Raw genomic sequence first — 13,213 nt, forward strand, 5'->3', positions numbered from 1 at the left:
GCGAGGATTTTATGTCTGGGTATGACCGAGTAGTCCAGCCGGCGGCTGGGGACGAGGCACTGGAGAACCACCTCGGTGGGGACGAGGCCAAGAACTACCGGCAGTACGAATTCGACATGGTCGCGCCGCACGTGGGTCACTCGATGCTGGAGATCGGATCGGGTCTCGGGCATTTCGCGGAGCAGTTCCTCCCCCGGCTCGACCGGCTCGTGGTGAGCGACTTCGACCCCTACTGCGTGGAGCAGCTCAACAACCGCTTCGCCCAGCGCGACGACATCTCGGTCCTCCAGTTCGGCCTGCCGACGGACATCCCGCTGGATGATCCCGTCGACACCGTGATCATGATGAACGTCCTGGAGCACATCGAGGAGGATGTCGAGGCGCTGCGCTCGCTGGCCAAGGTCACCAAGCCGGGCGGGCGGATCGTCATCTGGGTGCCCGGTTACATGCAGCTGTACGGCGACTTCGACCGCAAGGTCGGCCACGTCACCCGGTACACCCCCTCGACGCTGGGCAGGACGGTCGTCGCCGCCGGGCTCCGGCCCCAGGTGCTCAAGCCGATCAACTTCCTGGGCGGCATCGCCTGGTGGGCCGCCGTACGGCGTGGCGGGGTGGGCTACCCCGATCCCCGGCTGGTCAAGATCTACGACCGGACCATCGTCCCCGCCACGCGGTTCATCGAGCGGTTCATCCGGCCTCCCTTCGGCCAGACCGTCTTCTGCGTCGCGCGCGTACCCGGCTAGCGGGGCGGCCGGCCGTACCATCTGGCGTTTCGTGACGACTCCGGTCCATCACCGCCTCGGGCTTGTCCGTTTCCTGGGGGTTTCTGGGGCTACTCGCGGGTAGCACCACGGCATCCACTGCCTCAGGAGGTCGTGATGACCGAATACGCCAAGGCTCGCGAGGTGGCCGAGCAGGCCCGCGAGACGGAGTGGGCCCGTCCGAGCTTCGGCAAACAGCTGTTCCTCGGGGACTTCCGGCTGGATCTCGTCCATCCCGCGCCGCAGCTCAGCGAGCAGCAGAAGAGCAAGGGCGAGCGGTTCCTCCAGACGCTCACCACGTTCCTGCGCGACAGCGTCGATCCCGCGGCCATCGAGCGTTCCGCGGTCATCCCCGACGAGGTGATCAAGGGGCTCCGCGCGCTCGGAGCGTTCGGGATGACGATCGACGAGCAGTACGGCGGGCTCGGGTTGAGCCACCTGTACTACTGCCGGGCGCTGATGCTGGTCACGTCCTACTCCGCCGCACTGGCGGCGCTGCTGTCCGCGCACCAGTCCATCGGCGTGCCCCAGCCGCTCCGGCTCTTCGGGACGCCGGAGCAGAAGCAGCGCTTCCTGCCGCGATGCGCCCAGGGTGAGATTTCAGCCTTTCTCCTGACGGAGCCGGATGTGGGGTCGGACCCGGCCCGGCTGGCGACGACCGCCGTACGCGACGGTGACGCGTACGTCCTTGACGGGGTCAAGCTGTGGACGACCAATGGTGTCGTGGCCGACCTGCTCGTCGTCATGGCGAGGACGGGCACCCGGATCTCCGCTTTCGTCGTCGAGGCCGACTCCCCGGGAATCACCGTCGAGCACCGGAACGCGTTCATGGGCCTGCGCGGCATCGAGAACGGCGTGACCCGCTTCCACAAGGTCAGAGTCCCGGCGGAGAATCTCATCGGCCGCGAGGGACAGGGCCTGAAGATCGCCCTGACGACGCTCAACACCGGCCGCCTGTCACTCCCGGCCACCTGCGCCGGAGCGGCCAAGTGGGCCGCGAAGATCGCCCGAGAATGGGGCGCGGAGCGGGTCCAGTGGGGCCGCCCGATCGGCGAGCACGCGGCCGTGGGCAGCAAGATCTCCTTCATCACCGCGACCGCGTACGCCGTGGAGGCCGTGGTCGATCTGGCCAGCCGCCTCGCCGACGACGAGCGCAACGACATCAGGATCGAGGCCGCCCTGGCCAAGCTGTACGGGTCGGAGATGGCCTGGCAGGTCGCGGACGAGCTGGTCCAGATCAGGGGCGGGCGCGGCTACGAGACGGCCGAGTCACTGCAGGCCCGCGGCGAGCGGGGCGTGCCGGCCGAGCAGGTGCTGCGGGATCTGCGGATCAACCGCATCTTCGAGGGCTCCACCGAGATCATGCACCTGCTCATCGCCCGCGAGGCGGTGGACGCGCACCTCTCGGTCGCCGGGGACCTCATTGACCCGAAGGCCGACCTGCGGGCCAAGGGCCGCGCGGCGACCAGGGCGGGCGCGTTCTACGCCCGCTGGCTGCCCGGCCTGGTGGCGGGAGCCGGCCAGCTGCCGACCGCCTACGCCGAGTTCGGGCCGCTGGCCCACCACCTGCGCTACGTCGAGCGGACCAGCCGCAAGCTCGCCCGGTCCACCTTCTACGGCATGTCGCGCTGGCAGGGGAGGCTGGAGCACCGCCAGGGCTTCCTGTCCCGGATCGTCGACATCGGCGCGGAACTGTTCGCGATCACCGCGGTCTGCGTGCGCGCCCAGGAGGACGCCGCCCGGCACGGGCAAGTACTGGAGATCGCGGACACGTTCTGCCGGCAGGCACGGCTCCGCGCGGACGGGCTGTTCGCGCGATTGTGGGTCAACTCCGACACCGCTGACGTGCGGCTCGCGCGCCGGATCCTCGCCGGCCGCTACGCGTTCATCGAGGAGGGCGTCCTCGACCCCTCGTCGGACGGTCCGTGGATCGCGTCGGCCACTCCGGGTAAGGCGACCGCGAAGGACGTCCATCGCACCATTCCCTAGCGCACGAACTCGTGAGATCCCACGGGGAACTCGTGGGAACCGCTCGACCACATGAGGGCCGCCCCGGCGACGCGGGGCGGCCCTTGGCGTGCCACAGCGGGAGGCCCCTCTCTGTCCAGCGGATGGGACAAGTAGTGACGTATGACGTTTTCTGCGCTATACCGATCTCCATAAGCTCAAATTAGAGCGAAATGGAGTAGTTATGCGCAGAATCGCGCATCGGCTCACGCCTACCGCCAGGATCGGGGCGCTGGTCAGCATGCTGGCCGCCGCCGTCCTGGCCGGGCTGCCGCACAGCGCGGAGGCCGCGGCGGACAGCAGCCTCGGCACGGTGACGTCCTTCGCCAAGACCGACGAAGCCACCTACACGATCGAGACGGAGGGTGGGGCGAAGGTCAGACTCGCCTTCCTCAAGAACGACGAGTTCCGGATCTGGATGGCCCCGGACGGAAACTTCGCGGACCCGGCCGGCACTCCCCCGTCCGATCCGAAACAGCCGAACGCCACCATCGTGGTCAAGAACGACTTCCCGGCGCCCACGACCACGGCCAGGGAGACCGACGACGGCTATGAGGTGGCCACCGGCGACATCACCGTCCGGGTGGGCAAGGCCCCGGCGCTCTTCGAGGTACGGCGGGCCGACGGCAGCCTCGTCTGGAAGGAGAGCAGGCCGCTCTCCTGGAACGCGAGCGGCACCACACAGACCCTGGCCCGGGGCGGCGCCGAACAGTTCTTCGGCGGCGGCATGCAGAACGGCCGCTTCTCGCACCGCGACCAGACGATCAACGTGGGGGCCAACTACAACTGGGAGGACGGCGGTTACCCCAACTCCTCGCCGTTCTACCTGACGACGGCCGGGTACGGCGCGCTGCGCAACACGTTCACGGCCGGCGCCTACTCCTTCGGCGAGCAGGTCACCACCACCCAGAAGGAGCAGCGCTTCGACGCGTACTACTTCGTCTCGCCGAAGCCGACCGACCTGTACACGCCGATCGACCGGTACACCGAGCTGACCGGCCGGCCGTTCATGCCGCCGATCTACGGCCTGGAGATGGGCGACGCCGACTGCTACCTGCACAACGCCAACCGGGGTGAACGCAAGCCCGAGGACGCCGTCAAGGTGGCGCAGGGCTACGTGGACCACGACATGCCGCGCGGCTGGATGCTGGTGAACGACGGCTACGGCTGCGGCTACGACAAGCTGCCCTGGGTCGGCGACGAACTGCGGGACCGGAACATCCAACTCGGCCTGTGGACCCAGGCGGCGCTGACCAACCAGGAGTACGAGGTCAAGCAGGCCGGCGTCCGGGTGCGCAAGCTGGACGTGGCCTGGGTCGGCCCGGGCTACCGGCACGCGCTGACCGCCTGCGAGGACGCACACCAGGGCATCGAGAAGAACTCCGACGCCCGCGGCTACGTGTGGATGGTCGAGGGCTGGGCCGGGGCGCAGCGCTGCGCGGTGCAGTGGACCGGCGACCACTCCGGCACCCTGGACTCCATCCGCTGGCAGATCCCGGCGCTCGCCGGGTCCGGCATGTCGGGTATCGCGTACACCGCCGGCGACATCGACGGCATCTTCGGCGGCTCGGACGCCTCCTACGTGCGCGACCTGCAGTGGAAGGTGTTCACCCCGGCGCTGATGTCCATGTCGGGCTGGGCGGGCAAGGACAAGCAGCCGTGGGCGCGCGGCGAGCCGTACACCTCGATCAACCGCGACTACCTGCGGCTGCGCGAGCGGCTGCTGCCGTACTTCTACACCTATGCGGCGCAGGCGCACCGGACAGGGGCGCCGATCGCCCGTCCGCTGGTGCTGGAGTACCCCGAGGACGCCAACACCTGGGGCGACGCGGCCCGCTACCAGTTCCTGGCCGGGAAGGACTTCCTGGTCGCCCCGGTCTACACCGCCGGCGAGGTGCGCGACGGGATCTACCTGCCGAAGGGCACCTGGGTGGATTACTGGACCGGGCGGACCTACGAGGGCCCGACCATGGTCGACGGGTACCACGCGCCGCTCGACCGGCTCCCGCTGTTCGTCCGCGGCGGTGCGATCGTGCCGATGTGGAAGGACGGGATCAACAACCACGCCGACGTCAAGCCCGGTGACCCGGTCACGCTCGACGTCTACCCCCAGGGGAACTCCACGTTCGAGCTGTACGAGGACGACGGAGTGACCCGGCAGTACGCCCAGGGCCGCTCGGCCACCCAGAAGTTCACCGTGACCGCTCCGGAGCGTGGGCGCGGCGAGGTGACCGTGACGATCGGGGCGCTCGCCGGCGACTACGACGGCAAGGCCGCGGCCCGGCCGTACGAGCTGGTCGTGCACGGCGAGAAGAAGCCGGGCAGCGTGCACGTGGGCGGCGCGCTCGCCGAAGAGGTCGGCAAGGACGCCTACACCGGCGGCGCGACCGGCTGGTACCACGAGAACGGGGTGTCCCGGATCCGCACCGCGGCCGTGCCGACCGGCGAGGAGATCGCGGTCAAGCTGGCGGGCGCGTCGGCGGTGGGCGGGCGGCACCCATCCGACACCGGCGTCACCCTCACCGCGTCGGCGCCGCGGATGATCCTGCCGGGCCAGGAGGCCGAGGTGGCGTTCACCGTCGCCAACGGCGCCGAGGTGCCGGTGAAGAACGTTGAGCTCACCGTCGCGGCGCCCGAGGGCTGGGCCGCGGTGGCCCCGTGGAAGGCCCAGAAGATCGAGCCCGGCGCGACCGCGACCGCGAAGGTACGGCTCGCCGTACCCGAGAAGGCCGTGCCCGGACCGGTCACGCTGACGGCGTCCGCCTCCTATACCGCTCATGCGGACAGGTACGAGACCTCGGCGGCGTTCGCCACCGAGGTGCCGTACGGCTCGCTGGCGACGGCGTTCAACAACGTCGGCATCTCCGACGACGCGAACACGGGCGCGGGGAACCTCGACGGCGGCGGATCGAGCTTCTCGGCGCAGAAACTGGCCGCGATCGGGGTCACCCCGAGCTCCAAGCAGACGGTGGAGGGCGTGGAGTTCACCTGGCCTTCGTCGGCTCCGGGCACGTCGGACAACGTGGTCGCGGGAGGGCAGACCATCGCCCTGTCGGGCAAGAGCAGCGGGCTGGCGTTCCTCGGCACCGAGACCGGGAACACCTCGCGCCCGGTGACCGTGGTCTACGCCGACGGCAGTACGGACACCGGCACGCTCGGCTTCCCGAACTGGTGCTGCGCGGCGACCGACACGTTCGGGGCGAAGGTGGCCTTCTCCGTGAAGGGCAAGAACACCACGGCCGGTCCGAACCAATATCCGACCACGGACTACCGGATCTTCTTCAACTCGATCCGGATAAATCCGGATAAGGAGGTGATCGCGGTCAAGCTGCCGGACGCCGGGGCCATCCACATCTTCGCCATGGCTCTGGGCGACAAGCCGCTGCCGCCGGCCCCCAAGGGCACGGTGTACGCCTCGGACCTGACCCCGCTCGAGTCCGTCAACGGCTGGGGCCCGGTGGAGAAGGACCGGTCGAACGGCGAGGCCGGCGCCGGTGACGGCGGGATCATCAGCCTGGCTGGAACGACGTACGCCAAGGGGCTGGGCGTGCACGCCTACTCCAAGGTGACCTACCACCTCGGCAAGGCCTGCACCCGATTCACCGCGGTCGTGGGCGTGGACGACGAGACCCGCGGCAACGGCTCCGTGACGTTCAAGGTCATCGCCGACGACAAGGTCGCGCACACCTCGGGACGGCTTACCGGCACCACTCCGCCGGAGACGCTGGACGTGGACGTGACCGGGGCCAGGATCGTGGACCTGGAGGTCAACGACTCCGGGGACGGCAATGGCGCCGACCACGCCGACTGGGCCGACGCGAAGTTCGTCTGCGCACCGTGACGCCGTCGGCCCGGGCGGTCTCCCCGCCCGGGCCGACGGTTCCCACCGGAGACCTCGACGGGCGGCCGGCCGGGGAAGTCCGCCGACTCCCCGGACGGACCGCCCGCCGAAGTCTCTACACGGTCGGACGCGCTCGCCCTCAAAGACGCTCGATGATCGTCACGTTGGCCTGGCCGCCGCCTTCGCACATCGTCTGCAGGCCGTATCGGCCGCCGGTGCGCTCCAGCTCGTGCAGCAGCTTCGTCATCAGGATCGCGCCGGTGCCGCCGAGAGGGTGGCCGAGCGCGATGGCGCCGCCGTTCGGGTTGGTCCTGGCGGGGTCGGCGCCGATCTCCTTGAGCCACGCGAGCGGCACCGGGGCGAACGCCTCGTTGATCTCGATGACGTCGATGTCGTCGATGCTCAGGCCGGCCTTCGCGAGCGCCTTCCTGGTTGCCGGGATCGGCGCGGTCAGCATGTAGACGGGGTCGTCCCCGGTGAGCGTGAGGGTGACGATCCGGGCGCGGGGCACCAGGCCGTGCTCGCGTACCGCCTGCTCGGACGCGATCAGCACCGCGCCGGAGCCGTCCGAGATCTGCGACGAGGTCGCCGCGGTAATCCTGCCGCCCTCGCGCAGGGTCTTGAGCTCGGCCATCTTCTCCAGGGTGGTGTCCGGGCGGGGGCCCTCGTCGTTCTCGACACCGTTGACCGGGGCGATCTGGTCCTTGAAGTAACCGTTGGCGATCGCCTTCGCGGCCCGCTGGTGGCTCTCGTAGGCGAACCGCTCCAGCTCATCGCGGCTCAGGTCCCACTTCTCGCACATCAGCTCCGCGCCGCGGAACTGCGAGATCTCCTGGTTGCCGTACCGCTCGACCCATTTGTCGCCGAAGGGGAACGGCATGCCCTTCTCCAGCGCGGCGGTGATGCTCGACCCCATGGGCACGATCGACATCGACTCGACACCAGCGGCGACGACCAGGTCCTGCGTGCCCGACAGGATGCCCTGCGCGGCGAAGTGGATCGCCTGCTGCGACGAGCCGCACTGCCGGTCGATGGTGACTCCGGCAACGTTCTCCGGCAGACCGGCCGACAGCCAGGCGTTGCGTGCGATGTCCATCGACTGGGGACCGAACTGCATCACGCAGCCCATGATCACGTCGTCGACGGCGGACGGGTCGACGCCGGTCCGCTCGACCAGCGCCTGGAGCGTGTGCGCGGCCAGGTCGGTGGGGTGGACCGTCGACAGCCCACCCTTCTTCTTGCCGACCGGGGTGCGGACCGCCCCGACGATGTACGCCTCTGCCACAGTGCCTCCCACAGAAAACCGAGCATTGTTCGGTTATCAGGAGGCTACAACAGAACGTTCGTCCGCGCTCGTCCCCATATGAGAGTTAACCGGAGCCATACCCGGAGCGGCACAACCCGAATTCGGCGGCCCGGAACACGTTCGTCCTGGAGATCCAGGCGGTTCAGCGACGGACGGGTCCGCGTCTCAGCGCGGCGGTCTCGTCGCCTCCGGTGAATCGCCCTCGCCGAATCGCCATCGCCGCGGGCGCTCAGTTCTCCGCCGCGAGGCGAGTGCCGGTCATGGTGGCGTACACGATCACGTTGTCCACGTAGTGGCCCGTGCTCCGGTTGTACGTCCCGCCGCAGGTGATCAGCCGCAGCTCGGCGTTGTCCCGCTCGCCGTAGACCCGCTCGGTCGGGAAGGTCTGCTTGTTCGCCTGCTCGACGCCACCGACCGTGAAGATCGCCACTGTGCCGTCCATCCGTACGACCTCGATCGTGTCGCCGTTCTGGAGCTCGTGCAGACGGGTGAAGACGGCGCTGCGCGTCATGGTGTCCTTGTGCCCCAGCATCACCGCGGGGCCGGGCTGGCCCGCCGTGGGACCGCCGCGGTACCAGCCGACGAGGTTGTGGTTGCTGATCGGCGGCGTCTCGATGGCGCCGCTCTTGTCCGTGCCCACGGACTTGATCGGCGCGCTGATCCCGAGCTTGGGGACGATCAGCCGCCGCGGCGTGGACGGCTGCATCGGCGAAGCCGGAGGAAGCGTCGGCACGGGCGGAGGCGCGGTGGCGGCGGCCTGCGTCAACGGCTGGTCCGTACCCCCCGGGCCGACCGTGGGTGCCAGCTCACCCGAGTTGATCTTGAGGGCCTGCCGGGGCGGAGGCGTGTACTCGCCAGGCGAGCCGAGGATGAAGAACACACCGATGACCACGGTGACCACGCCCGCGATCGCGGCCAGGATCAGCACCGCGCGGATGGCCGGCGTGCCGCCCCCCTGCGGTTGCGGCTCGGGCTCCTGGTACGCCTGCGGGTACACGACCGGGCCAGCGTGGAACACCGGCTGGCCATACACCGGCTGCGGAGGGACGGGCGAGCCGTAGGGCTGTCCCGGCTGGCCTGGCGGATACTGCCCCGGCGGCGGCGTGGTCACTGCCGCGCCTCACTGCTGCGCGGTACGGCGCCGGGCCCGCATCATCAACCCGCCGATGGCCGCCGCGAGGACCAGGGCCGTTCCCGTGAGCACGAACATCCGTCCGTCCGGTCCCGCGTCCGCGCCTCCTCCGGTCGCGGCGCCGCCTCCCGGGGTCTTGGTGACCTGGGTGTCCTTGTCCTTGGACGGCTTCGCCGTCACGGTCTTGTAGACCGTATGCGTCGGAAGCGGCGTCGGGCTGTCCGACGCCGTCGGAGACGATGACGGCGACGAGGACGCCGCGGGGGTCGTCACCGGAATGGTCGCCATGGCCGGCACCGTCTTGGCACCCTCCGTCGCGACCGTGCAGTTGTAGAGCTCCTGGGGCGAAGCCGCACCGCCCGCTTCGCCAGCCTTCAGTACGTTCAGCTTGAAGTCCTTGGCGGTGAGGACGATGGAGGTGGCACCGGCGGACGGGGTGATGGTCAGCGTCGCCGCAGGCAGCGGTGGGAGGGTCGCGCCCTTCGTTATCTCCGCCGTTACCGACGACGTAGAAGGGGACGGTGTGGACATCGCCGCCGTCGCGGTGTCCGGGCTCACCGACGCCACGACCGAGGGGTGCACCTGAATCCACGCACCCGACGGGATCACGTCCGGCGCCACGAAGGTCGATGGGGTGGCCGCCGTGATACTCAGCGTGGCCGTGAACTGTGTTCCGACGGTCGCGGTCGCCACCGCGGCCTGCAGGTTCACGGAGAAGTCATGGGGGACAGGGGTTCCCGCCGTGTTCTCCACATAAGGCGTGCAGCTGTACGTCACGGACTGGCTGTCCGCGAGGGCCCCGACGGCCGAGAAGGCTCCGATCAGGACGGCTGCGCTGGCTGCTCCGGCGGCGGCCTTCGTGGCGATACGACGCCGTGCCTTTGACTTCAGCACTTCCTTCACTCCTGTGGTCGGTTTCGGGCGGGGCTTTACCAGACGTACCAGGATCCCGGTCTTGCGTCTCAGTTAGGTAGAGATCTTATGAACTCTGCCTGGGAATTGCCTCATATGTAGCGAAACAGAGTCAAGAAAGCCATCCGGTACCACGGTTCACTGACCGGTCCGGCGCAGGACGACGTATCCCTCACGATCGAAAACCACCCGATACCCCTGCTGAACCACCGCGCGTCGCGCCGGTAGAAGTCGGGATGCGGCAACTGATCGAAGCCGATATCCGGGGTGCTAGCTTTGGTCGGCCTCGCAGAACGGGTGCCGTCGGGCTCGACCGTTGTGCATCACCGCCGCCTGCTCCACCCGCGGCACCTTTCTGGATCGAGCGCCTCAGGGAGAGGATCACACATGGGCTTACCGCCCAGCGCCACGAAGCGCACGGCGCAGGAAGCCGGAACCTCGCGGCACCTCCGGGCGGGAGCCCTACGCGCTATCGCCAGGGCACTCCCGTCGGCAACGCGCTCGCAGCACGTGATCGCCCTGACGGCCGTCGTCCTCGCCGCCACAGGCATCTACTGCCTTCTGGGGCTGGTCAGGTTCAACCTGTACCGGGCGACCAGCTTGGACTTGACGCTGTTCGACCAGACGGTGCGGGGATTCGCCTCGTTCAGCGCCCCGACGAGCCCGCTGCGCGGAGCGACGCTCGACCGGGGCATGGATTTCGTCCAACTGGGCGAGCACTTCTCCCCCATCCTGGCGGTCCTGGCCCCGCTGTACTGGCTGCATGACGGACCTGAGACCCTCATCGTGGCCCAGGCCGTTCTGTTCGCGCTGGCGATACCGCCCCTGTGGCTGTTCACCCGGCGCATGCTCGGCACCGGCTCCGCCTATCTCGTCGTCGTCGCCTACGCCGTCTCCTGGCCCGTCGCCCAGGCGATGAACTTCGACTTCCACGAGGTCGCCTTCGCCCCACTGCTCACCGCCCTCATGATCGAACGGTTCAGCGCGGGCAGATACACAGCCACCGCGCTTGCCGCAGTGGCACTGCTCCTGGTCAAAGAGGACATGGGGCTCATGGTCATCGGTTTCGGCGGATACGTCGCACTACGGGGGCAGCGCTACACCGGGATCTTGTACATGGGCATCGGGATGCTCTACACCGGCTTGGCCCGCAGCATCTTCATCCCGTCCGTCGGCGGCGACCCCGGCATGTACTGGGCCTACGGTCAGCTCGGCGACAGCGTGTCGGCCGTGGCCGTCAAGGCGCTCACCGATCCGCTCAGCATCCTCGGCACCCTGTTCAGCCCTGAGATCAAGGTCGACACGCTGGCGTTCCTGCTTTGGCCCGCCCTGCTGACCTGCCTGTTCTCCCCGCTGATGCTGATGGCCCTGCCGCACCTCCTGGAGCGCATGCTGTCGGACCGCCTGCACTGGTGGGTCACCGACTTCCATCACAGCGCCTTCACGGTGATCGTTCTGCTGTGCGCGGGGGTCGACGGGGCCTCCAGACTGATCCGCTGGTCACGGCGACTCCAGCCCGGCCTCAGCGAACGGACCGCGTCACTGATGTGGGCGGCGGGCGCCTGCGCGATCGCGCTCACGCTGGTGCCCCGGTTCCCCTTCGACCAGCTCATCAGGCCCGACTTCTACGAAAAGCACCCCGACGTGGTCGCGGCGGAGCAAGCGGTCGCGGCCGTTCCCTCTGGGGTGGTCGTCGAGGCCGTCAACCACGTCGGACCGCACCTGTCCGCCCGGACGACGGTCCTGCTGTGGGAGGACAAGCCCCCCAAGGCCGCATGGATCGTGGCCGACGCCGTACGGCCCGCTTTCCCGTGGGGCTCCACGGGGCGGCAGCAGGAGCGAGTGGACGAGCTGATCGGCCTCGGCTACGAGGTCGTCTTCAAAAGCGACGGCTATGTGGTGTTGCACCGTGGCTGACCCGCGCCTGCGAGAACCAACCCTGGTTCGCCACAGAGACGACTTTCACCGACACCCGCAGCACCGGCGCCGCCCGTAGCTGCGAGGTCCATGATCGGAACACCGATGACGGCTCGCCGACACGGAAGAGGCCCAGCCGCCGGCAAAGGACCACCGCCGTCCGGCTGCCGAGAAGGACCGCCCTCGGACCGGCGATCGCCGCGGCGGTAGTTCCACCGACGGAGGACTCGGCGCGGGCGGCGGTGGAACCGAGCCGCCAACCGCTATTTCGCGTTCCGGGTGTCGGTCATGGTCGCGTACACCACGATGTTGTCCGTGTAGCTGTGGTTCTTCGCGTTGTAGACGCCGCCACAGGTGACAAGTCGGAGCGCAGCGGTGGAAACGTTGCCGTAGACCCGCTGCGTCGGGAAGGCCGACTTGCCCACCTGCTCGATACCGTCCACCGTGAAGATCGCGCTCTGGCCGTCGGCGCGGCGAATCTCGATCTTGTTGCCGCGACGGAGCTCGTGGAGCCGGTTGAAGACCGCCGCGCCGGTGCGGGTGTTCACGTGGCCGAGGATCACAGCCGGTCCCAGCTCACCGGGCGCCGGTCCGAGCCGGTACCATGCCGCGATCTTGGGACGGCTCAGCGGCGGCGTCCCGATCTCGCCCGACTTCTGCACGCCGATCGAGCCGAGCGTGGCGGAAACGCCGATGGCCGGAATGCGGATCCTGACCGGCTTCGCCGACGCCGTCTTCTTGACCTTGGTCGAGGATGATGACGCCGGGACCGTCGTGACCGTCAGGGGCGGCAACGGCTGGAGCGCCGGAAGTGGCGGAGGCGCGGTCGGCGCGGCGGCGGTCAGGGGCGTGCCGGGCCCGCCGGGGCCCACGGTCGGCGGCAGGAACGTCCCCGCGCCCTGGAGCGCCACAACCTGTTCGCCCGGGACCGGTCGCGCGTCCTGCACGTCCTCCTGAGCGGGCGACAGCACGGCCAGAAAACCCGCCATGATGGCCGCGATGCCGCCGAACGAGCCGCCCACCAGCAGCGTCGCCAGCACAGGCTGCGGCAGCGGCTTGCGCGTCTTCACGACCGGAGCGCCCGGAGTGGAAGCGCCCGGAGTAGAAGCGCCCGGAGTGGAAGCGCCCGGAACGGCCGGAGCGATCGGAGTAGGAGCGCCCGGAACGGCCGCGCCGGACGCGGCCTGTCCGGCGGGGGCCTGGCCCGCGGAGGCCTGTCCGGCGGGGAGCTGTCCGGCATCGGCGGGAGTGGAGGCGTCCTCGGGCTTCGCCGTACCGGCGGGGCCGCTGTCGGCCTGAGGCTTCTCGTCGTGCGCGTCAGGAGTCGTGTTCATCGC

At 69.3% G+C, this 13,213-nt stretch carries 8 protein-coding genes; 4 read left to right on the forward strand and 4 right to left on the reverse strand.

The features are described 5' to 3' along the window. The first annotated feature begins 11 nt into the window (after positions 1-11). The 3 genes from QSK17_RS02160 to QSK17_RS02170 all read left to right on the forward strand — a co-directional run bounded on the left by QSK17_RS02160 (position 12) and on the right by QSK17_RS02170 (position 6,609). Complete coding sequence (locus QSK17_RS02160) at positions 12-743, forward strand: class I SAM-dependent methyltransferase (RefSeq protein ID WP_285702620.1); 732 nt, start codon at positions 12-14, stop codon at positions 741-743. Between the two features lie 135 nt (positions 744-878). Then, a complete protein-coding gene (locus QSK17_RS02165) occupies positions 879-2,750 on the forward strand; it encodes an acyl-CoA dehydrogenase family protein (protein ID WP_285702621.1) in 1,872 nt (623 codons plus the stop codon). A 202-nt stretch (positions 2,751-2,952) separates the two neighbouring features. Beyond that, positions 2,953-6,609, forward strand: coding sequence for an NPCBM/NEW2 domain-containing protein (locus QSK17_RS02170; RefSeq protein ID WP_285702622.1), 3,657 nt, complete (start codon positions 2,953-2,955; stop codon positions 6,607-6,609). 139 nt (positions 6,610-6,748) lie between these two features. On the opposite strand, the gene QSK17_RS02175 is transcribed toward QSK17_RS02170, so the two are convergent. The 3 genes from QSK17_RS02175 to QSK17_RS02185 form a co-directional block, all read right to left on the reverse strand. Further along, positions 6,749-7,894, reverse strand: coding sequence for an acetyl-CoA C-acetyltransferase (locus tag QSK17_RS02175; RefSeq protein ID WP_285702623.1), 1,146 nt, complete (start codon positions 7,892-7,894; stop codon positions 6,749-6,751). Positions 7,895-8,144: 250 nt separating this feature from the next. Then, entirely contained in the window at positions 8,145-8,933 is a 789-nt protein-coding gene (locus tag QSK17_RS02180) for a class F sortase (protein WP_285702624.1), read from the reverse strand. A 102-nt stretch (positions 8,934-9,035) separates the two neighbouring features. Next, positions 9,036-9,941 carry a hypothetical protein gene (locus QSK17_RS02185; RefSeq protein ID WP_285702625.1) on the reverse strand — a complete coding sequence of 302 codons (906 nt, stop codon included), beginning with the start codon at positions 9,939-9,941 and terminating at the stop codon, positions 9,036-9,038. 528 nt (positions 9,942-10,469) lie between these two features. Between QSK17_RS02185 and QSK17_RS02190 the strand changes: the two genes are divergently transcribed. After that, entirely contained in the window at positions 10,470-11,876 is a 1,407-nt protein-coding gene (locus QSK17_RS02190; RefSeq protein WP_285702626.1) for a DUF2079 domain-containing protein, read from the forward strand. A gap of 263 nt (positions 11,877-12,139) precedes the next feature. Here the strand turns inward: QSK17_RS02190 and QSK17_RS02195 are convergent, their stop codons facing one another. Further along, positions 12,140-13,210, reverse strand: coding sequence for a class F sortase (locus tag QSK17_RS02195; RefSeq protein WP_285702627.1), 1,071 nt, complete (start codon positions 13,208-13,210; stop codon positions 12,140-12,142). Positions 13,211-13,213: the final 3 nt, after the last annotated feature.

This window comes from Microtetraspora sp. NBRC 16547, assembly GCF_030268965.1.
Taxonomy (GTDB): Bacteria; Actinomycetota; Actinomycetes; order Streptosporangiales; family Streptosporangiaceae; genus Microtetraspora.

What these genes read in the sequence shown, in the direction of transcription:
- QSK17_RS02160 (WP_285702620.1), top strand. Translation starts at nt 12, where the DNA reads ATGTCTGGGTATGACCGAGTAGTCCAGCCGGCGGCTGGGGACGAGGCA.
- QSK17_RS02165 (WP_285702621.1), top strand. Translation starts at nt 879, where the DNA reads ATGACCGAATACGCCAAGGCTCGCGAGGTGGCCGAGCAGGCCCGCGAG.
- QSK17_RS02170 (WP_285702622.1), top strand. Translation starts at nt 2,953, where the DNA reads ATGCGCAGAATCGCGCATCGGCTCACGCCTACCGCCAGGATCGGGGCG.
- QSK17_RS02195 (WP_285702627.1), bottom strand. Translation starts at nt 13,210, where the DNA reads ATGAACACGACTCCTGACGCGCACGACGAGAAGCCTCAGGCCGACAGC.